Source organism: Streptomyces sp. NPDC094143 (genome assembly GCF_040303825.1).
Taxonomy (GTDB): domain Bacteria; phylum Actinomycetota; class Actinomycetes; order Streptomycetales; family Streptomycetaceae; genus Streptomyces.
Window position 1 is genome coordinate 56666 of sequence record NZ_JBEOTZ010000035.1, and the last position, 20205, is coordinate 76870.

Below are 20205 nucleotides of genomic sequence, written 5' to 3' on the forward strand. Positions count from 1 at the left end.
TCAGACCTCCGTCCGCAGCAGGCGCAGGTAGACGAGGGAGAAGAGGGAGCCGACCAGGAGGAGGAGCAGGGCGACCGCCGTGCCGTAGCCGATCAGGCTGTTCTGGAAGGCCTGTCCGTACATGAACAGCGGCAGCGTCTGGCTCCTGCCGCCCGGGCCGCCCCGCGTCATCACCCAGATCAGGCCGAAGACCGAGAGGGTCTGCAGGGTGTTGAGCATCAGGTTCGTGCCGATGGAGCGGCGGATCATGGGCAGCGTGATGTGCCACATGCGACGCCAGCCGCCCGCCCCGTCGACCTCGGCCGCCTCGGTGATCTCCTGCGGGATCTCGTTCAGCGCGGCCGAGTAGACCAGCATCGAGAAGGCCGTGCCCCGCCAGACGTTGGCGAAGGACACCGCCAGGATGGGCAGGGTGTACAGCCAGTTCTGGGAGGGCAGGTGCAGCCAGTCCAGGACGGCGTTCAGGGTTCCCTCGCGGCGGAAGAACGCGTAGAGGAGGAAGCCCGCCACCACCTCCGGCAGGACCCACGCCGTGACCACGATGCCGCCGGTCAGGGTGCGCACCGGTTTCGACGCGCGCCGCATCAGCGCGGCGAGCGCCAGGCCGAGGGTGTTCTGCCCGATCAGCGACGACAGGACCGTGAACACCAGCGTCAGCCGGACGGCGTTGAGGAACGCCTCGTCCCCGAAGGCCCGGGTGAAGTTGTCGAAGCCGACGAACGACGCCTCGGCCTGGCCGGTGAGCTGGAGGTCGGTGAAGGCGATCCAGACGCAGTACGCGATCGGGCCGGCCAGGAAGAGGACCAGGAGGACGACCGCGGGGGTCAGGGGCAGGGCCCGCACCGGCAGGCGGGGGCCGCGTGCCGGGTGCGGTGTCCCGGATGTCTTGGCGAGGGGTGGGCGGGGCGCGGTGGTGGTCATGTGCGGGGGCCCTCGCTCACCGTTCGGCCACCTGGTTGCCGGTCGCGTCCTTGAGGGCGTCCGTGTAGGCGCTCGTGGCCTCGTCGACCGACGCGTCGCCCGTGGTGACGCTCTCCATCGCCTCCTGGATGGCCGTGGAGACCTTCGGGTAGGCCGGGTAGGCGGGGCGGTAGTGCGTCGAGGCCACCAGGTCGGTGAAGAATTCGATGCCGGGCTGCGCGTCGACGTACGCCGGGTCCTCGGCGACGTCCTCGCGGACGGCGATGCCGGAGTTGGCGATGTACCACTTCTGCGCGTTGGCCTTGGTCTGCATCGTCTTGACGAACTCGAACGCCAGGTCCGGATTGCCGGCCTTGGCGGGGATGGACCAGGTCCAGCCGCCGGACATGCTCACCTTGCCGGGCGCCTGGCCGTGCTGGGTCGGCATGGCGGCCAGGCCCAGTTCCTTCGACCACTCGGGCCACTCGTGGCCGCTGCCGGGCAGCCAGTCCTGCGGGAGCCAGGAGCCGTCGAGGGCGATGCCGAGCTTGCCCTGCGGCAGCCACTCGCCGCGCACGCGGGTCATGACGTTGGGGTCGAGCGCGTCGGAGACGTCCGGGCCGAGCTTCTCCTCGTAGACCGTCTCGACGAAGGCGAGCGCGTCCTTGAAGCCCTGGCCGCCGGCGATCCACTTCTTGCCCTCCTTGTCGTAGAGGGGGTCCGTGCGGCCGTCGTTGGTGCCGTACAGGAGCATCTCGAAGGTCTGCATGGTGGCGGCCTCGCCGACCGGCTTGCCCGTGTAGACGTTGAACGGGATGACGCCGGGGACCTTCTTCTTGATGGTGCGGGCGGCGGTGAGGACGTCGTTCCAGGTCTTCGGCTGCCAGTCGGCGGGCAGGCCGGCCCTGGCGAAGATGTCCTTGTCGAACCAGAGGCCGCGGGTGTCGGTGCCGTCCGGGACGCCGTACGTCTTGCCGTCCTCGCCCTTGGCGGCAGCCTTCGCCGTGTCGATGAACCGGTTCCAGTCCGGCCACTTGGAGAGGTAGGCGTCGAGGGGCTTCAGGTACCCGCTGGTGATGTCCGAGTTGATGAGGAACGTGTCCTCGTAGACCAGGTCGGGGGCGGTCTTGGGGGAGCGGAGCATCTGCTGGAGCTTGGTGTAGTACTCCGAGTCCGGGGCCTTGATCGGGACCAGTTCGACCTTCTTGCCCGGGTGGGCCTTCTCGAACTGCTTTTTGATGTCCGCGAGATAGGTGTCCATCACCTTCACGGAGTTGTCCGTGGACTGCTTGAAGGAGACCTTCACGGTGTCCGGGTCGCTGCCGGAGCCCCCACCGCACGCGGTGAGCGTCGTGGCGGCGAGGACCAGGGCGGCGAGGGGAGCGAGGGGAGCGAGGGCGGCGGTGGGGCGCACGGGCACGACCTCCTACGGGCGCACTTCGTTGTGGCCGGGTGGCTGCGTCGTGACCGTAAGTGGAATGGTCTAGTCAGGTCAATGCGCGTGCGGGGGTCCGATCGCCGGCTGATGGACCGTCACTGGCCGGTGACCCAGCGGTACTGCAACTCCGGCCGCCCGACCGTGCCGTACTGGGGGCGGCGGGCCGCGCGGCCCGCGTCGACGAGGTGCTCCAGGTAACGGCGGGCCGTGATGCGGGAGATGCCCACCGTCTCGGCCACGCCTGCGGCCGTGAGGCCCTCCGCACTGTCGCGCAGGGCGAGTGTCACGCGCTCCAGGGTCGGCGCGCTCAGACCCTTGGGCAGCGCGGCCGGGCCCGGCGCGCGCAGGGCGGCGAGCGCCCGGTCCACCTCGTCCTGGCCGCTGGCCTCCCCGACCGCGGCGTGGAACTCCGCGTACCGCACCAGCCGGTCGCGCAGGGTGGCGAAGGTGAACGGCTTCAGCACGTACTGCACCACGCCGAGCGAGACGCCCTCGCGCACGACGGCCAGGTCGCGGGCCGAGGTCACCGCTATCACGTCGGCGTGGTGGCCGGCCGCGCGCAGGGAGCGGGCCAGCTGCAGCCCGTGCACATCGGGCAGGTGCAGGTCGAGCAGGAGCAGGTCGACGGGGGTGCGCTCCAGGACCCGGCGGGCCTCCGCACCCGAGTGCGCCTTGCCCACGGCCACGAAGCCGGGCACCCGGCCGACGTAGAGGACGTGCGCGTCGGCGGCCACCGGGTCGTCCTCGACGACCAGGACGCGGATGTCCTTCTGTCTCGTCGACTCGCTCGTCATGCGTCGCCTCCACAGGCCTTGGACGTGGGGCCCCCGGAGGTCCCGGGCGCCGGCCCCGCGGGCAGCGGGAGCGCGGCGGCCGGGTCCGCCGGTGCCGAGCCGTCCCGGGCGAGCCCGCGGGGTGTCGCGCCCGCCGCCCGGCTCAGCGGCAGCCGTACCTCGAACTGTGCCCCGCCGCCGGCGGCACCCGTCACCGACAGGGTCCCGCCGTGCCGGTGCGCCGCCTGCCGGACCAGCGCCAGACCCAGCCCCCGGCCGCCCGGGCCCGCCGGCTTCGTCGTGAAGCCCCGCTGGAAGACGGCCTCGGCGTGCTCGGGATCCACGCCCGGCCCCGTGTCCGACACTCGCATCACCAGCTCCGCAGGGCCGCCCGCGGTCTCGGTGTACGCGGCCACCGTCACCCGGGCCCGTACGCTGCCCTGCGCCGCGTCCACGGCGTTGTCGATCAAGTTGCCCAGGATGGTCACCAGGTCACGGGCCGGCAGGGACTCGGGCAGCAGTCCGTCGTCGAGGCTGCTGTCCTCCGACACCACCAGCTCCACGCCCCGTTCGTTCGCCTGGGCGGTCTTGCCCAACAGCAGGGCCGCCAGCACCGGCTCGCTCACCGCGGCCACCACCTGGTCGGTGAGCGCCTGGGCCAGCTCCAGCTCGGCCGTCGCGAACTCCACGGCTTCCTCCGCCCGGCCCAGCTCGATCAGCGAGACGACCGTGTGCAGCCGGTTCGCCGCCTCGTGGGCCTGTGAGCGCAGCGCCTGGGTGAAGCCCCGCTCGGAGTCCAACTCGCCCATGAGCGACTGGAGTTCGGTGACATCGCGCAGGGTCACGACGGTACCGCGCCGCTCCCCGCCCGACACCGGCGAGGTGTTGATCACCAGGACCCGGGAGGCCGTGAGGTGCACCTCGTCCACCCGGGGCTCCGAGGCCAGCAGCGCGCCGGTCAGCGGGGCGGGCAGCCCCAGCCGCGCCACCGACCTGCCCACCACGTCCCCGGTCACGCCGAGCAGCTCCCGCCCTCCGTCGTTGATCAACGCCACGCGGTACTGCCCGTCCAGCATCAGCAGCCCCTCGCGCACCGCGTGCAGGGCGGCCTGGTGGTAGTCGTGCATCCGGCTCAGCTCGGCCGCGTTCATCCCGTGGGTGTGGCGGCGCAGCCGGGCGTTGATGACGTAGGTGCCGACCGCGCCCAGCACCAGCGCTCCGGCCGCCACGCCGAGCAGGGCCGTCAGCTGCTCCTGGACGCGCTGGGTGATCTCCTCGACCCGGATGCCCGCGCTGACCAGGCCGACCACCCTTGGGCCGTCCTGGATCGGGGTGACCGCCCGGACCGACGGGCCGAGCGTGCCGGTGTAGGTCTCGGTGAAGGTCTGGCCGCGCAGCGCCTTGTCGGTGTGGCCCTGGAAGGTCTGGCCGATCTGTCTCGGGTCGGGGTGCGTCCAGCGGATGCCCCGCGGATCCATGATCGTGATGAAGTCGACCTCGGTGTCCCGCATCACCCGCAGCGCGTACGGCTGCAGCTCGGCCGTCGGGTCGGGGGTGCGGGTCGCCGCCAGCACGGACGGGGAGTCGGCGACCGACCGCGCCACCGCCCTGGCCTGGCGCGCCGCGGCCTCCTCGGCCTGGCTGCGGTCGCTGACATAGGTGAACAGCGCGTATCCGGCCACGACGACCGCTATCAGCACGGCCTGCATGGCGAAGAGCTGGCCCGCCAGGCTGCGGGGTCGGGGGACGGTGAGGCGCATGCCGTCAGTCTGCACCGTGGCCGATTGTGAACTAAATGAACGGAAGGGTGACCGCGCTCACAGGGGACGACATAGTCACGGCATTCCCCATTACGCATCTCCGGGAGTCCCGCTCCCTGTTCTCGCAGTTCCCCGGAGTTTCCCGGAGTTTTCCCGGACGTGAGCCGCACGCCGGTGATGCCGACGACGTCGTCAAGGAGGGCCGCCGTGACCAGCGCAGCCGATACGGCACCTGCCGCACCCAAGGCCAAGCGGGACCGCACGCACTATCTGTACATCGCGGTGATCATCGCGGTCGCCGCCGGTATCGCGGTGGGTCTGGCCGCACCCGACTTCGCTGTCGAGCTGAAGCCCATCGGCACGGGCTTCGTGAACCTGATCAAGATGATGATCTCGCCGATCATCTTCTGCACGATCGTGCTGGGCATCGGCTCGGTGCGCAAGGCCGCCAAGGTCGGTGCCGTCGGCGGTATCGCCCTCGGCTACTTCATGGTGATGTCGCTGGTCGCCCTGAGCATCGGCCTGGTCGTCGGGAACATCCTGGAGCCGGGCACGGGCCTCGCGGTCACCGACGCCGTCAAGGACGCCGGGCACGCGCAGGTCGACGCCGAGGCCAAGGACACCACCGAGTTCCTGCTCGGCATCATCCCGACCACGATCGTCTCCGCCTTCACCAGCGAGTCGGTGCTGCAGACCCTGCTGATCGCGCTGCTCGCCGGCTTCGCGCTGCAGGGCATGGGCTCGGCAGGACAGCCCATCCTGCGCGGCGTCGAGCACATCCAGCGGCTCGTCTTCCGCATCCTCGCCATGGTGATGTGGGCCGCCCCGATCGGTGCCTTCGGCGCCATCGCCGCCGTCACCGGCTCCGCCGGCCTGGACGCGCTCAAGAGCCTCGCCGTGCTGATGCTCGGCTTCTACGTGACCTGCTTCCTCTTCGTCTTCATCGTGCTCGGCGTCCTGCTGCGGGTGATCTCCGGCCTGAACATCCTCACGCTGTTCAAGTACCTCGGCCGTGAGTTCCTGCTGATCCTTTCCACCTCCTCCTCCGAGTCCGCGCTGCCGCGGCTCATCGCGAAGATGGAGCACCTGGGCGTCAGCAAGCCGGTGGTCGGCATCACCGTCCCGACCGGCTACTCCTTCAACCTCGACGGCACCATGATCTACATGACCATGGCCTCGCTGTTCATCGCCGACGCCATGGGCACCCCGATGTCCATCGGCGAGCAGATCCCGCTGCTGCTCTTCCTGCTGGTCGCCTCCAAGGGCGCCGCCGGTGTCACCGGCGCCGGTCTCGCCACCCTGGCCGGCGGTCTTCAGTCGCACAAGCCGGCCCTGGTGGACGGCATCGGCCTCATCGTCGGCATCGACCGCTTCATGAGCGAGGCCCGCGCCCTGACCAACTTCGCCGGCAACGCCGTCGCCACCGTGCTGATCGGCACCTGGACCAAGGAGATCGACCGGGAGCGGGTCGACCAGGTACTCGCCGGTCACCTGCCCTTCGACGAGAAGACGCTGCTGGACGACGGCCACGGCGGCCCGGCCCGCGGCGACCACGTCGAGGTGGCCGAGCAGGGCGGCGAGAAGGAGCTGGCCAAGGCCTGACGGCCGCGTCGCCTCCCCAGGACTCCGGGCGGCTGGGTGTCCCCCCGTCGCCCAGCCGCCCGGACCTCACGTCACAGCCCCGGCAGAAGGATCAGTCGTTCAGCTCCGCCACCAGCTCGGTGGCGGTCGAGGCGGGCACGCCCGCCGCGGTCAGGATGGTGACCGCGGCGCAGCGGCCCGCCTCTTCTGCTGCCACGAGCCCGTCGTTCACCGCCTCCATCAGCGCCACCAGCATCTGCTCGTGCACATACGCCAGGGCCGGGGCGGGCAGGGGTGAGCTGAAGACGCCCTGGTCGAGGCCGCGCCGCAGCATGCCGGTGGCGGTCTCCCGGACGGGGGCGAGCCGCTCCCTGATGCCCTGCATGGTCACCGTGCGCTGGGCGAGCGCGATCAGCAGCCGGTACCGGTCGGCGATCTCCCACACGGCCAGCACCGAGCGGGCCACGGCCTCGGCCGGTTCCCCCACGCCCTCGCGGCCCGCCGCGTGCGCGGCCGCGAGGGCCTCCACGGCCTCGTCGACGAGGGTGCTGATGAGCGCCTCGCGGTTCGGGAAGTGCCCGTAGACCGTGCGCCGGACGACACCCGCCGCGCGGGCGATCTGGTCCATCGACGCGTCGGGGTCCCGCAACAGCTCGGCGAGGGCGACATCGAGGATGCGGCGGCGGTTGGCGTCGGCGCGGCTGGTGGTGCCCGTGGTCATGGACGCCATTGTGCCCCTCCGACGGCAAGTTGCACAGCGCTGTGCAACGGCGTAGATTGCACAGCGTTGTGTAAATGCACATCCATGTGCAAATCAGTCAGGAAGGCAGCCCCTGCCATGCGACTCGTCATGACCGAACCGGCCGAGAGGATGGACCGCCCCTACCCGCGCCGCTGGTGGGCGCTGCTCGTGCTCTGCCTGAGCCTGCTGATCATCGTGATGGCGAACACCGCCCTCACCGTGGCCGCGCCCGCCATGACCGAGGACCTCGGCCTGTCCAGCGCCGACCTGCAGTGGGTCATCGACGGCTACACCGTCCCGTACGCGGCGCTGATGCTGCTGCTCGGCGCGATCGGCGACAAGTACAGCCGCCGGGGCGCGCTCGTGCTCGGGCTCCTCGTCTTCGGCGGCGGGGCCGTCTCCGGCTACCTCGCCGACAGCGCCACGGCGGTCATCGCGGCCCGGGCCGTGATGGGCGCGGGCGCCGCCATGATCATGCCCGCCACGCTGTCCCTGCTCGCCGCGACCTTCCCGCGGGCCGAGCGGGCCCGGGCCATCACGCTGTGGACCGCCACGGCCGGACTCGCCATCGCGGCCGGGCCGCTGGTCGCCGGTGCGCTGCTGGAGCACCACGGCTGGTCGTCGACGTTCCTGATCAACGTCCCCGTCGCCGCGCTGGCACTCATCGGCGCGTTCGTCCTGGTCCCGCCGTCCAAGGCCGCCGACCGCGGGCGCATCGACCACGGCGGCGGGCTGCTGTCCGTGGTGTGGATCGCCGCACTGGTCTACATGATCATCGAGGGACCGCACTTCGGCTGGGGCGCCAAGGCGATCACGGCCGCGGCCGTGGCGGGCGCCGGGCTCGTCGCCTTCGTGGTGTGGGAGCTGCGCCATCCGCGCCCGCTGCTCGATGTGCGCCGCTTCACCGACCGGCGCTTCGCGGGCTCCAACCTCGCCGTCGCGCTGTTCTTCCTGGCCGTCTTCGGGGCTTTCTACTACCTGACGCAGCACCTGCAGTTCGTCCTCGGCTACGACGCCCTGGACACGGGCGTGCGGATGCTGCCGCTGGCGGGTGCCGTGTTCGTCGGCGCGGCCCTGACCGGGTACCTCACCCCCCGGGTCGGCATGAAGTGGACCGTCACGGCCGGGATGGTCGGCGGCACGGCGGCGCTGGCCCTGCTCACCCGGGTCGACTCCGGTTCGGCGTACGGCGACTTCGTCGCGCCCCTGGTCGTCCTCGGCCTCGCGATCGGGCTCGCGCTCTCGCCCTGCACGGACGCGATCATGGGGGCGTTCCCCGAGTCGGAACTCGGCGTCGGCGGGGCGGTGAACGACACGTCGCTGGAACTGGGCGGCTCGCTCGGCATCGCCATCCTCGGCTCGCTGCTGGCCACGTCGTACTCCGGCCACCTCTCCGACGCCACGGCAGGCAGCAGGCTGCCCGCGTCCTCCCTGGAGACCGCCCAGGACTCCGTCGGCGCCGGATACGCCGTGGCGCGGGGCATCGGTGACAAGGCGCGGCAGCTCGCCGAGCAGGCCGCGCACACCGGCGACCCGCGGCAGGCCGGGCAGCTCAAGGCCCAGGCCGAGCAACTGGCCGGCGGGGCACGGCAGATGGCCGACGCGGTGGGCTCCTCCTTCGCCGACGCGGTGGCACACACCAGTCTGGTCGGAGCCGTGGTCCTGGGCATCGGCACGGTCGCGGTGGCGCTGCTGCTGCCCGGGAGACGGAAGCCGGCCCCCGAGCCCGCCGAGCCCAGGAAGCCGCAGTCCGCGAACGTGACGCGCTAGCCGGACCGGCCTGGCGGCCGCGCCTGCTCCCGGCAGTTGTGTCCGGCCGTGTCCGCTTCCCGGTGGTGGGCAGCGGGTCCGCGGCGGCTGCCGGGCCCGGCTGTCCGTGGCCTGTTGGCCCGGGGGTTGGCCCGGGGTCCGCGATCGGCCGCGTCCGTTTCCCGGTGGTCGGGAGCGGGTCGGTGGCGGCTGCCGGGCTTCGGTGGTCGGGAGCGGGTCCATGGCGGATGCCGGGCCTCGGCTGTCCGTGGCCGGCTGGCCCCGGCACCGTCCGGGCCGACGTCCCGGGGTGCCCGGCAGCGGCTCCGTGGTGGCTGCCGAGTCCCGGCTGTCCGTTGCCGGTTCGCCCCGGGGTCAGTCCGCAGACGTGTTCGGCCGCGGCCGTTTCCCGGTCGTGCCCGGCAGGGGATCCGCGGTCGTTCGGGGCCGGCTCGACGGGGGGATCTCCGTACCGGGCCGCGCCACCACCCCGTTCCTGGCGGTCTCACCGGGGGAGGCGGAACACCGCTGTTGCCTTGACGTGGGCGTCAAGGATTACGTTCGGTGGCATGCGAATCGGCGAGCTGGCCGCACGCGCCGGGACCACGACGCGGACGCTGCGGTATTACGAGGCGCGGGGCCTGCTGCCCGCGCGGCGCACGGGCAACGGATACCGGACCTACGACGAGGACGACCTGCGGCTGCTGACGCAGATCCGCACGCTGCAGGACTTCGGGTTCGACCTGGAGGAGACGCGGCCCTTCGTGGAGTGCCTGCGCGCCGGGCACCCCGAGGGCGACTCCTGCCCGGCCTCCCTCGCCGTCTACCGGCGCAAGCTGGACGAACTCGACGCGCTGCTCGGTCAGTTGAGCGCCGTCCGGGACACCGTCGCGCGACAGCTGGCGCGGGCCGAGCTGGCCGCCGAGGCCGGGGCTCCGGACGGTCCGGAGCCCCGCTGCGAACTGGGGAGGCACCCATGGTGACCGAAGTGACGGACGCGGACTTCGGGGCCGAGGTGATCGGCGCGGACCGGCCGGTCCTGGTGGAGTTCACCGCCGACTGGTGCCCGCCCTGCCGGCAGATGGCGCCGGTGCTCAGGGCCCTCGCCTCCGAGGAGGGCGACCGGCTGAAGGTCGTCCAGCTGGACGTGGACCACAATCCGCTGACCACGAACGCCTACAAGGTGCTGTCCATGCCGACGTTCCTGGTGTTCCGCGACGGCCAGCCCGTGAAGTCCATGGTCGGCGCGCGAGCCAAGCGGCGGCTGCTCCAGGAGCTGTCCGACGTGCTGTGAGAGCACCGGGCCCGGAGAACGAGGAAATCCCCCGAGCAATTGTGCTCGGGGGATTTCCTCGCGTATATTGATTCATTCGTGACTTCAAGTCGATGAAGCACGGTGAAGTTCAGTGAGCACAGTATATCCGGGCGGGAGCGGAATTGTCAAACACCGAATTTCCGGACGATGAATTGCGACAGGAACAGGAATTCATCGACGGGTTGTACGCGCGCGTGGACGCGCTGCGCGGCGACACCGAGACCTCCGTCGGGGACGCGCTCGCGCAGGGCAACACCCCCATGCAGGCCAGGCTGGAGCGGGACATCCTCGTGGCCGAGCGCTCCGGGCTGCTCGCCGCGCTGGACGCGGTCGACGGGTCCCTGTGCTTCGGCCGGATCGACCTCACCTCCGGCGTCACCCACCACATCGGACGCATCGGCCTGCGCACCGACGACGCCGAGCGCACGCCCGTCCTGATCGACTGGCGCGCCGACGTCGCCCGCCCCTTCTACCTGGCCACCGGCCACACCCCGATGGGCCTCAGGCGCCGACGGCACATCGCCACCGAGGGCCGCAGGGTCACCGGCCTGCACGACGAGCTCCTCGACCTCGGCGACGAGACCCGCACCGGCCACGAGGACCCGACGGGCGACGCCGTGCTGCTCGCCGCGCTGAACTCGGCGCGCACCGGCCGCATGAGCGACATCGTGCGGACCATCCAGGCCGACCAGGACCGCATCATCCGCGCCCCGCACCGCGGCGTCCTGGTCGTGGAGGGCGGCCCGGGCACCGGCAAGACGGCCGTCGCCCTGCACCGCGCCGCCTACCTGCTCTACGAGCACCGCGAGCTGCTGGCCAAGCGGGCGGTGCTGATCGTCGGGCCCAACCCGGCGTTCCTCGGCTACATCGGCGAGGTGCTGCCCTCCCTCGGTGAGACGGGCGTGCTCCTCGCGACCGTCGGCGAGCTGTACCCCGGCGTGAAGGCGACCGCCACCGACACGCCCGAGGCGGCGGCCGTGAAGGGCCGGGCCGGCATGGCCGACGTGCTCGCCGAGGTCGTCCGCAGCCGGCAGGCGCTGCCCGACCCGGTGATCGCCATCGAGCACGACCGCGAGGTCCTGATGCTCGACGACGGCCTGGTCAACGTCGCCCGCGAGCGCACCCGTGCCGCCAAGCTGCCGCACAACGCCGCCCGCGAGCACTTCGAGGGCCACATCCTCAACACCCTCACCGAGCTGTACGCCGAGCGGATCGGCACCGACCCGTTCGACGGGTCCAGCCTGCTCGACCCCAGCGACATCACCCAGATCCGCGACGACCTCGCGGAGAACCCCGAAGTGTGGGCGGCGATCGACCAGTTGTGGCCGGTGCTCACCCCGCAGCGGCTCGTCGCGGACTTCCTCGCCGCGCCCGAGGAGTTCCTGCCCGCCGAGGACGCCGACGCCGTGCGCCGCCCGGTGACCCGGCGCTGGACGGTCGCGGACGTGCCGCTGCTGGACGAGGCCGCCGAACTGCTCGGCGAGGACGACCGGCTGGCCCGGGAGCGCGCCGAGCGCGAGCGGGAGCGGCAGATCGCCTACGCGCAGGGCGTGCTGGACGTGTCGTACGCCTCCCGGACCTACGAGTTCGAGGACAAGGAGGAGGACGACCCCGAGGGCTCCGAGGTGCTGTCCGCGCACGACATCATCGACGCCGAGCGGTTCGCCGAGCGGCACGAGGAGGACGACCATCGCAGCGCCGCCGAGCGGGCCGCCGCCGACCGCACCTGGGCGTTCGGTCACATCATCGTCGACGAGGCGCAGGAACTGTCGCCGATGGCGTGGCGGCTGCTGATGCGGCGCAGCCCGACCCGCTCGATGACCCTGGTCGGCGACCCGGCGCAGACGGCGGAGGCGGCCGGGGTCGGCTCCTGGGACGCCATCCTCGCCCCGTACGTGGAGGACCGCTGGGAGCACACCCGGCTGGGCGTCAACTACCGCACCCCGGCCGAGATCATGGACGTCGCGGCAGCCGTGGTCCGCGCCGAGAACCCGGAGTTCGAGCCGCCCGGCTCGGTCCGCTCCACCGGCGTACGGCCCTGGGCCCGGGCCACCGACGACCTTCCCGGGGCCGTCGCCAAGGCGGTCGGGGAACTCACCCCGGCCGAGGGCCGGCTCGCGGTGATCGCGCCGCGCGACCTCCACCGCTCCCTCGCGGCCCGGCTGGACGGCGTGACGGCGGGCGCCGAGCCCGACCTCACCCGGACGGTCGTCCTGCTCGATCCGCGCCAGGCCAAGGGCCTGGAGTTCGACTCGGTCCTCGTGGTGGAGCCCGGCCGGTACGGCACCAGCGACCTGTACGTGGCCCTGACCCGGGCCACCCAGCGGCTCGGCGTGCTGCACACGGGGCCACTGCCCGGGCCCCTGGCGGAGGCGCTCGGTCAGTCCGCGGAACGCGCCTAGTGCACCTGGGACCTAGGATCCCGCAGGGCGTGCCACAGCCCCGCGCCGAGCGGTACGACCGTGAGGGCGAACAGGACCCAGAACAGGAACTCGGCGCCGGGCGTGAGTTCGTAGACGGTGCCGTCCTCCCACCGGCAGTAGGCGCGCGGTGGGAAGGCGGTGGAGACGCCCGCCACCTCGCCGCCGCCGATGACGCCCTCCTGGTACGGCTCCCTGGGGCAGGGAGCCGTGTCAGGGAAGAGCACCGGGTCGTCCGCGGCCATGATGTACACCCAGGTGAGGGCGGAGAGCGGAACCGTCCAGAAGACCGAGGTGCGCACCCACGGCGGCAGCAGCGGATGGGTCAGCAGGCCGCGCAGGGCGACCACCGCCACCACCAGCCCGGCGAAGACCGGCAGCAGCGTCATGAGGCGGCGGCCGACGTCGCGGCCCGGCGGATCAGACGCACGGGCCACGGACCGGGCCGCCCGGGAAACGCCATCGCGGCGGTCCCAGCGGCGTCGGTCGACGAGACGACGGCACAGGCCGCCCGGACTCCGGGACCCGTCAGCACGGGCCTCGGTCCCTTCCGGGCCGGTGGGTGAGCGGGGTGGCACGCATGCGGCCACCCCACCACTCCCGGACCGGACGGGCTGTGACGGAGGCCACTCCTTGGGTCACACCCCTGTCACAGGCCGTCTACGCCGGACGCAGCCAGACCGTCGCCAGCGGCGGCAGGGTCAGGCGGATGCTCGCCGGACGCCCGTGCCAGGGCTGGGCCTCGGGCTTGACCGGGTCGGGGTTGGTGACGTCGCTGCCGCCATAGCGGGCCGCGTCGGTGTTCACGGCCTCGTGCCAGGCCGGGACGTCCTCCGGCACGCCCAGGCGGTAGTCCGGGCGGATCACCGGCGCGAAGTTCGACACCGCCAGCAGGGGGTTGCCCTCCGGGTCCAGCCGGAGGAACGCGAGCACGTTGTCGTCGGCGGCGTCGCCGACGATCCACTCGAAACCGGCCGGGTCCGTGTCCAGCCGCCACAGCGCGGGAGTGGCGCGGTAGACGGCGTTGAGGTCGCGGACCAGGTCGCGCACGCCCCGGTGGTCGGCCTCCGCCCCGTAGCCCGGGTCCAGCAGCCACCAGTCGGGGCCGTGCGCCTCGGACCACTCCGCGCCCTGCGCGAACTCCTGTCCCATGAACAGCAGTTGCTTGCCCGGGTGGGCCCACATGTAACCGAGGTAGGAGCGGACCCCGGCACGCTGCTGCCACCAGTCGCCCGGCATCTTCGACACCAGGGAGCCCTTGCCGTGCACGACCTCGTCGTGGGAGATCGGCAGGACGTAGTTCTCGCTGTAGGCGTACACCATGGAGAAGGTCATCTCCCCGTGGTGATACTTGCGGTACACCGGCTCGTGGCTCATGTACTGCAACGTGTCGTGCATCCAGCCCATGTTCCACTTCAGCCCGAACCCGAGCCCGCCGAAGCCGCTCGGGCCCTTGTGGTGGGTGGCACGGGTGACACCGTCCCAGGCGGTGGACTCCTCGGCGACCGTCACCACGCCGGGCACCCTGCGGTACACCGTGGCGTTCATCTCCTGCAGGAACGCCACCGCGTCCAGGTTCTCCCGGCCGCCGTGCTCGTTGGGTGTCCACTGGCCGGGCTCGCGCGAGTAGTCGAGATAGAGCATCGAGGCGACGGCGTCCACGCGGAGCCCGTCGATGTGGAACTCCTCGCACCAGTAGACGGCGTTCGCGACGAGGAAGTTGCGCACCTCGTTGCGCCCGAAGTCGAACTCCAGCGTGCCCCAGTCGGGGTGCGCGGCCCGCAGCGGATCCGCGTGCTCGTACAGCGGGCGGCCGTCGAACTCGGCCAGCGCCCAGTCGTCGCGCGGGAAGTGCGCCGGCACCCAGTCCATGATCACGCCGATGCCGGCCTGGTGCAGCCGGTCGACCAGGTACCGGAAGTCGTCCGGCGTGCCCAGCCGGGCCGTGGGCGCGTAGAAGCCGGTGACCTGGTAGCCCCAGGAGCCGCCGAAGGGGTGCTCGGCGACGGGCATCAGCTCGACGTGCGTGAAGCCCAGGTTCTTCACATAGCCGGGGAGCTGCTCCGCGAGCTGACGGTAGGTCAGCCCAGGTCGCCAGGAAGGAAGATGGATTTCGTAGACCGAGAACGGCGCCTCGTGCGCCGGGGCCTCGGCGCGCCGGGCGAGCCACTCGGCGTCGCCCCACTCGTACCGAGAGGACGTGATGACCGACGAGGTCGCGGGCGGCACCTCGGTGCGGCGGGCCATCGGGTCGGCGCGCATCGTCTTCGAACCGTCGGGCCGGGTGATCTCGAACTTGTACAGCTCGCCCTCGCCGACGTCCGGCAGGAACAGCTCCCACACGCCGGACGAGCCGAGCGAGCGCATGGCGTGCCCGGAGCCGTCCCAGAAGTTGAAGGTGCCGGCCACGCGCACGCCGCGCGCGTTCGGCGCCCACACCGCGAAGCGGGTGCCGGTCACGCCCTCATGGGTCATCGGGTGCGCGCCCAGCGCCGTCCACAGCTCCTCGTGCCGGCCCTCGCCGATCAGGTGCAGGTCGAGGTCGCCGAGCGTGGGCAGGAAGCGGTAGGCGTCCTCGGTGTCCAGGAGCGTGCCCTCGTACTGCACGAGCAGCCGGTACTCGGGCACCTCCCGCAGCGGCAGCAGCCCGGAGAAGAAGCCCTCCCCGTCGGCGTGCAGCTCCGCCCGCACCTCCCCGGCGACGACGGTCACCGACAGCGCGTACGGCCGGAACGCCCGGAAGGCGATGCCGCCGGGCACGGGGTGGGCGCCGAGCACGGAGTGCGGGTCGTGGTGCGTGCCGTTCAGCAGCCGCTCGCGGTCCCCGGCGTCCACGGCGGGCGAGACGGCGACCTCCATCTCCGGTGGCAGGAGCTGGGCCGGGGCGGCCTGCGCGGCGGTGGCCTTCCGCGCACCGGCCTTCCCGGCGGGCGCCTTCTTCACCGGGCTCTTCTTCGCGACGGCCTTCTTCGCAGCGGCCTTGACCGCCGAGGTCTTCTTCGCAGCGGCCTTGGTGGCGGCGGCCTTGGTGGCGGCGGCCTTGGTGGCGGCGGCCTTGGTGGCGGCGGCCTTCGTGGCGGCGGCCTTGGTGGCGGCGGTCTTGGTCCCGGCGGCCTTCGTGGCAGCGGCCTTGGTGGCGGAGACCTTCGTCGGGGCGGCCTTGGTGGCGGCGGTCTTGGTCCCGGCGGCCTTCGTGGCAGCGGCCTTGGTGGCGGAGACCTTCGTGGCAGCGGCCTTGGTGGCGGAGACCTTCGTCGGGGCGGCCTTGGTGGCAGCGGCCTTGGTGACGGAGGCCTTCGTGGTGGCCGCCTTCGTGGCGTCGGCGCCCGTCTTGCCCGCGCCCGTCTTGCCGGCGGCGGCCTTCGTCGCGCCCGCCTTGCCGGTGGTCGCCTTGACGGCGGTCGCCTTCGTGGTGGCGGCCTTCCTGGTCGTCGCCTTCCTCGCGGCCGCTTCCGCGACCGGCGTCTCCGTGACCGGCGTCTCCTCGGCCGCCGCCTTCTTCGCGGCGGCCTTCTTCGCGGTGGCCTTCTTCGCGGTCGTCTTCGCCGGGGCCGTCGTCTTGGCGGCGGCCCTCTTCGCGGGGGCCGTCCCCTTCTTGGCCGCTGCCTGTTTCGGCACCGCCGTCTTCTTCGCGGCGCTCTTCTTCTGCGCGGCCGTGGGCTGCTCGGGGATCTTCTCCCCGGCCGTCCCCTTGGGACGCGGACCGCTGGACTCAGGGCGGGGGGTCACGGGCGGAGCCTCCTGGGCGAAGGTGGGTCAGTCAGGTCAGGTGGCCGGACGAGGCGAGCCGGTCTATGGCGGCCAGCGGCACCGGCAGCCAGTCGGGGCGGTGCCGGGCCTCATAGACCACCTCGTAGATCGCCTTGTCCGTCTCGTAGGCGCGCAGCAGCACCGGGTCGGTGCGCGGATCGCGGCCGGAGGCCTCCGCGTAGCCGGAGCAGTACGCAGAACGGCAGGTCTCGGCCCAGTCCGGCTGGGGCGGGTCGGCCGAGCGCGCCGCGTAGTCGAAGGACCGCAGCATGCCGGCGACGTCCCGCACGGCCGGCTGCGGCATGCGCCGCTCGGCCAGCGGCCGGGCCGGCTCACCCTCGAAGTCGATCAGCTTCCACTCGCCGGCGGGGGAGCGCAGGCACTGTCCGAGGTGCAGATCGCCGTGCACGCGCTGCGCGGTCCAGGTACGGCCGTCGGCGGCCAGATCGCCGAGCGCCGTGAACGCCGACCGCAGGCCGCCGGCGTACGGCCGCAGCGCGGGCACCGCCTGGACGGCCGCGTCCAGCCGCTCGATCATGCCGTCGACCATGAGCCGGAGCTGCGCGTGACCGAGGGTGACCGTGGGCAGCGCGCTGGCCAGCGCGGTGTGCACCTCGGCGGTGGCCCGCCCCAGCGCCCGCGCCTCCGCGGCGAAGTCCTCGCCCTTGGCCAGCTCGCGCAGCGCCAGCTCCCAGCCGTCGGAGGCGCCCTGCACGAACGGTTGCAGCACCCCGAGCACGTACGGCTGGCCGGCCAGGTCCACCGGTCCCGTCGAGACGACCGGGTCCGCTGCCGGGTCGACGTCCGCCACCATCCAGGCCGTCGGCGCGGGAACCCGGGGGCAGCCCTCGCGGGCCAGGGCCAGCGGCAGCTCCAGATCCGGGTTGACCCCGGGCACGATCCGCCGCAACAGCTTCAGAATGAACGTATCTCCGTAGACGATCGACGAGTTGGACTGCTCCGCGGTCACCACGCGCGGCACCAGCCCGGGCCGGATGTCCTGGCCGGGGTCCCGGTCGAAGCGGAGCGAGCCGATACGGGCCCGGGTGCGCAGCGCCTCCAGGAGCAGCTCGGCGGGCCTGGTGTCGTGCAGGGCGTCGTAGACCGTCCGGCCGGCCAGCGGCCCCGACGGCACATGTCCGATGAGCGCGGGCGCCAGCCGAGGCGGCAGCGCCTCGCGCACGCCTATCAGCAGCTGGTAGCAGTCACCGGGGTGCCCGGGCGCCCCGTGGGACGGCACGAGCGGCTGGTGGGCGCGGACGAGCAGGTGGTACAGCCCGAGCTTGGGTGAGGGTGGCAGCAGCTCGGTGGCCTCGACGAGCGTGAACCCGGTGACCGGCCGTCCCTTGCCCGCGAACCAGCGCTGTCGCGGCAGCCATTCCCGCAGCAGTGGATCGAGGGAGGCAAGAAGGCCGGGCGGGGTGGTGACGGTGCGTGTGACGGCTTCCGACATGACGTCGCGTCCTTTCACCCATTTCTGGTGCGCCTCCGGACACCTGCGGAGGGCCCCGGACGGCGCTCCTCCGGCTCACGCGGGTGGGCGGGGTGTTACTGATGCGTGCCCCGGGCGGGGCGGAGGAAACGCCCCGCCGCGGGAGTTTGCGGTCCGCCCCGCGCATCGGGCCTGATCAGACCGCAACCGGCCTCATACGGCGTCCTTGCGCAGCCGGAACCAGTAGAACCCGTGCCCCGCCAGGGTCAGCAGGTACGGCAGCTCGCCGATCGCCGGGAAGCGCACCCCGCCGAACAGCTCCACCGGGTGCCTGCCCTCGAAGGCGCTCAGATCCAGCTCCGTGGGCTGTGCGAAGCGTGAGAAGTTGTTCACGCACAGCACCAGGTCGTCCTCGTACTCCCGCAGGAACGCCAGCACCGCCGGGTTGCTCGACGGCAACTCCGTGTACGAGCCGAGTCCGAAGGCCGGGTTCTGCTTGCGGATCTCGATCATGCGGCGGGTCCAGTGCAGCAGCGACGACGGCGAGGCCATGGACGCCTCGACGTTGGTGACCTGGTAGCCGTAGACCGGGTCCATGATCGTGGGCAGGAACAGCCGCCCCGGATCGGACGAGGAGAAGCCCGCGTTGCGGTCGGGCGTCCACTGCATCGGCGTGCGCACCGCGTCGCGGTCACCGAGCCAGATGTTGTCGCCCATGCCGATCTCGTCGCCGTAGTAGAGGATCGGCGAGCCGGGCAGGGACAGCAGCAGGGCCGTGAACAGCTCGATCTGGTTGCGGTCGTTGTCCAGCAGCGGGGCGAGCCTGCGGCGGATGCCGATGTTGGCGCGCATGCGGGGGTCCTTGGCGTACTCGGCCCACATGTAGTCGCGCTCTTCGTCGGTGACCATCTCGAGCGTGAGCTCGTCGTGGTTGCGCAGGAAGATGCCCCACTGGCAGCCCGAGGGGATGGCCGGGGTCTTGGCCAGGATCTCGGAGACCGGGTAGCGGGATTCCCGCCGGACGGCCATGAAGATGCGCGGCATGACCGGGAAGTGGAAGGCCATGTGGCACTCGTCGCCGCCGGCGGCGTAGTCGCCGAAGTAGTCGACGACGTCCTCGGGCCACTGGTTGGCCTCCGCCAGCAGCACCGTGTCCGGGTACTGCGCGTCGATCTCCTTGCGCACCCGCTTGAGGAAGTCGTGCGTCGCCGGGAGGTTCTCGCAGTTGGTGCCCTCCTCCTGGTAGAGGTACGGCACCGCGTCCAGCCGGAACCCGTCGATGCCCAGGTCCAGCCAGAACTTCAGCGCGGAGATCATCTCCTCCTGCACGGCCGGGTTCTCGTAGTTGAGGTCCGGCTGGTGGGAGAAGAAACGATGCCAGTAGTACTGCTTGCGGACCGGGTCGTAGGTCCAGTTGGAGGCCTCGGTGTCGACGAAGATGATCCGCGCGTCCTGGAACTGCTTGTCGTCGTCCGCCCACACGTAGTAGTCGCCGTAGGGCCCGTCCGGGTCCTTTCTCGACTCCTGGAACCAGGGGTGCTGGTCGCTGGTGTGGTTCATGACGAAGTCGATGATCACGCGCATACCGCGCTGGTGGGCGGCGTCGACGAACTCCACGAAGTCGGCCAGGTCGCCGAACTCAGGCAGCACGGCCGTGTAGTCGGAGACGTCGTAGCCGCCGTCGCGCAGCGGCGACTTGAAGAACGGCGGCAGCCACAGGCAGTCGACGCCGAGCCATTGGAGGTAGTCGAGCTTGGCGGTCAGTCCCTTCAGGTCACCGACGCCGTCGCCGTTGCTGTCCTGGAAGGAACGGACCAGCACCTCGTAGAAGACGGCGCGCTTGAACCACTCCGGGTCGCGGTCCCTGGCGGGCGTGTCCTCGAAGGTGTCCTGAACGGGTTCGTTGACGATCATGTTGTGGGTGACCCTCCGATCTGCGGGTGGGACGGTCGCAGAACCGAGAAGACGTGCGCGGGACGGTGGCCCGGTTCGAGGCGCACGTAGTTGGCCCTGCCCCAGTGGTAGGTCTCGCCGGTGAGCTCGTCGCGCACCGGCACCGACTCGTGCCAGTCCAGGCCGAGTTGCGGCATGTCCAACGAGACCGTCGCCTCCTGGGTGTGGTGGGGGTCGAGGTTGGCGACCACCAGAACCGTGTTCGAACCCTTCCGCTTCGAGTAGACGATCACCGCGTCCTGGTCCGCGTGGTGGAAGTGGAGGTCGCGCAGTTGCTGGAGGGCCGGGTTCTCCCGCCGGATGGTGTTGAGCCGGGTGAGCAGGGGGGTGATGGTGCGGCCTTCGCGTTCTGCGGTGTCCCAGTCGCGGGGGCGGAGCTGGTACTTCTCGGA

General features: G+C 71.7%; 14 protein-coding genes and 1 pseudogene. 5 read left to right on the plus strand and 10 right to left on the minus strand.

The genetic code is table 11. The annotated features are described in order from the left end of the window. The 4 genes from ABTZ58_RS32700 to ABTZ58_RS32715 all read right to left on the minus strand — a co-directional run bounded on the left by ABTZ58_RS32700 (position 1) and on the right by ABTZ58_RS32715 (position 4871). Positions 1–921, minus strand: a complete 921-nt coding sequence (locus ABTZ58_RS32700) for a carbohydrate ABC transporter permease (RefSeq protein ID WP_351364700.1) — start codon at positions 919–921, stop codon at positions 1–3. Positions 922–937: 16 nt separating this feature from the next. Beyond that, entirely contained in the window at positions 938–2320 is a 1383-nt protein-coding gene (locus ABTZ58_RS32705) for an extracellular solute-binding protein (protein ID WP_502996165.1), read from the minus strand. A 113-nt stretch (positions 2321–2433) separates the two neighbouring features. Beyond that, on the minus strand, positions 2434–3132 hold the full coding sequence (locus ABTZ58_RS32710; protein WP_351364706.1) for a response regulator: 699 nt from the start codon (positions 3130–3132) through the stop codon (positions 2434–2436). After that, on the minus strand, positions 3129–4871 hold the full coding sequence (locus ABTZ58_RS32715) for a sensor histidine kinase (protein ID WP_351364709.1): 1743 nt from the start codon (positions 4869–4871) through the stop codon (positions 3129–3131). Before ABTZ58_RS32715 ends, ABTZ58_RS32710 begins: the two co-directional genes overlap by 4 nt. Positions 4872–5078: 207 nt before the next feature. Between ABTZ58_RS32715 and ABTZ58_RS32720 the strand changes: the two genes are divergently transcribed. Then, positions 5079–6473, plus strand: a complete 1395-nt coding sequence (locus ABTZ58_RS32720) for a cation:dicarboxylate symporter family transporter (RefSeq protein ID WP_351364712.1) — start codon at positions 5079–5081, stop codon at positions 6471–6473. 91 nt (positions 6474–6564) lie between these two features. Here ABTZ58_RS32720 and ABTZ58_RS32725 read toward each other — a convergent pair whose 3' ends face one another. Next, a complete protein-coding gene (locus ABTZ58_RS32725) occupies positions 6565–7182 on the minus strand; it encodes a TetR/AcrR family transcriptional regulator (protein ID WP_351364715.1) in 618 nt (205 codons plus the stop codon). 108 nt (positions 7183–7290) lie between these two features. Here ABTZ58_RS32725 and ABTZ58_RS32730 point away from each other — a divergent pair, with 108 nt between their 5' ends. The 4 genes from ABTZ58_RS32730 to ABTZ58_RS32745 all read left to right on the plus strand — a co-directional run bounded on the left by ABTZ58_RS32730 (position 7291) and on the right by ABTZ58_RS32745 (position 12660). Further along, positions 7291–8964 (plus strand): MFS transporter, encoded by a 1674-nt coding sequence (locus ABTZ58_RS32730; protein WP_351364718.1) that lies wholly within the window; start codon positions 7291–7293, stop codon positions 8962–8964. A gap of 548 nt (positions 8965–9512) precedes the next feature. Continuing rightward, positions 9513–9926 carry a MerR family transcriptional regulator gene (locus tag ABTZ58_RS32735; RefSeq protein WP_351364720.1) on the plus strand — a complete coding sequence of 138 codons (414 nt, stop codon included), beginning with the start codon at positions 9513–9515 and terminating at the stop codon, positions 9924–9926. Further along, positions 9923–10237 carry a thioredoxin family protein gene (locus tag ABTZ58_RS32740; RefSeq protein WP_351364743.1) on the plus strand — a complete coding sequence of 105 codons (315 nt, stop codon included), beginning with the start codon at positions 9923–9925 and terminating at the stop codon, positions 10235–10237. The genes ABTZ58_RS32735 and ABTZ58_RS32740 overlap by 4 nt, the downstream gene beginning before the upstream one ends. 173 nt (positions 10238–10410) lie before the next feature. Then, complete coding sequence (locus ABTZ58_RS32745) at positions 10411–12660, plus strand: HelD family protein (protein ID WP_351364723.1); 2250 nt, start codon at positions 10411–10413, stop codon at positions 12658–12660. Here the strand turns inward: ABTZ58_RS32745 and ABTZ58_RS32750 are convergent. The 5 genes and pseudogenes from ABTZ58_RS32750 to ABTZ58_RS32770 all read right to left on the minus strand — a co-directional run. Next, the gene (locus tag ABTZ58_RS32750; RefSeq protein ID WP_351364726.1) at positions 12657–13067 is read right to left on the minus strand and encodes a hypothetical protein; all 411 of its coding nucleotides are present in this window, start codon (positions 13065–13067) and stop codon (positions 12657–12659) included. The genes ABTZ58_RS32745 and ABTZ58_RS32750 overlap by 4 nt on opposite strands. Positions 13068–13338: 271 nt before the next feature. Next, on the minus strand, positions 13339–16407 hold the full coding sequence (gene glgB, locus ABTZ58_RS32755; protein ID WP_351364729.1) for a 1,4-alpha-glucan branching enzyme: 3069 nt from the start codon (positions 16405–16407) through the stop codon (positions 13339–13341). Between the two features lie 31 nt (positions 16408–16438). Next, positions 16439–17881: a maltokinase N-terminal cap-like domain-containing protein gene (locus tag ABTZ58_RS32760; RefSeq protein ID WP_351364732.1), complete on the minus strand. Its 1443-nt coding sequence runs from the start codon at positions 17879–17881 to the stop codon at positions 16439–16441. 192 nt (positions 17882–18073) lie between these two features. Next, positions 18074–19774, minus strand: coding sequence for a maltose alpha-D-glucosyltransferase (gene treS, locus ABTZ58_RS32765; RefSeq protein WP_351364735.1), 1701 nt, complete (start codon positions 19772–19774; stop codon positions 18074–18076). Beyond that, positions 19771–20205: pseudogene (locus ABTZ58_RS32770) on the minus strand (DUF3459 domain-containing protein); the annotation flags it as partial. The gene treS and the pseudogene ABTZ58_RS32770, both read right to left, overlap by 4 nt.

What these genes read in the sequence shown, in the direction of transcription:
- ABTZ58_RS32750 (WP_351364726.1), bottom strand. Translation starts at nt 13,067, where the DNA reads ATGACGCTGCTGCCGGTCTTCGCCGGGCTGGTGGTGGCGGTGGTCGCC.
- ABTZ58_RS32710 (WP_351364706.1), bottom strand. Translation starts at nt 3,132, where the DNA reads ATGACGAGCGAGTCGACGAGACAGAAGGACATCCGCGTCCTGGTCGTC.
- ABTZ58_RS32700 (WP_351364700.1), bottom strand. Translation starts at nt 921, where the DNA reads ATGACCACCACCGCGCCCCGCCCACCCCTCGCCAAGACATCCGGGACA.
- ABTZ58_RS32735 (WP_351364720.1), top strand. Translation starts at nt 9,513, where the DNA reads ATGCGAATCGGCGAGCTGGCCGCACGCGCCGGGACCACGACGCGGACG.
- ABTZ58_RS32760 (WP_351364732.1), bottom strand. Translation starts at nt 17,881, where the DNA reads ATGTCGGAAGCCGTCACACGCACCGTCACCACCCCGCCCGGCCTTCTT.
- ABTZ58_RS32730 (WP_351364718.1), top strand. Translation starts at nt 7,291, where the DNA reads ATGCGACTCGTCATGACCGAACCGGCCGAGAGGATGGACCGCCCCTAC.
- treS (WP_351364735.1), bottom strand. Translation starts at nt 19,774, where the DNA reads ATGATCGTCAACGAACCCGTTCAGGACACCTTCGAGGACACGCCCGCC.
- ABTZ58_RS32715 (WP_351364709.1), bottom strand. Translation starts at nt 4,871, where the DNA reads ATGCGCCTCACCGTCCCCCGACCCCGCAGCCTGGCGGGCCAGCTCTTC.
- ABTZ58_RS32725 (WP_351364715.1), bottom strand. Translation starts at nt 7,182, where the DNA reads ATGGCGTCCATGACCACGGGCACCACCAGCCGCGCCGACGCCAACCGC.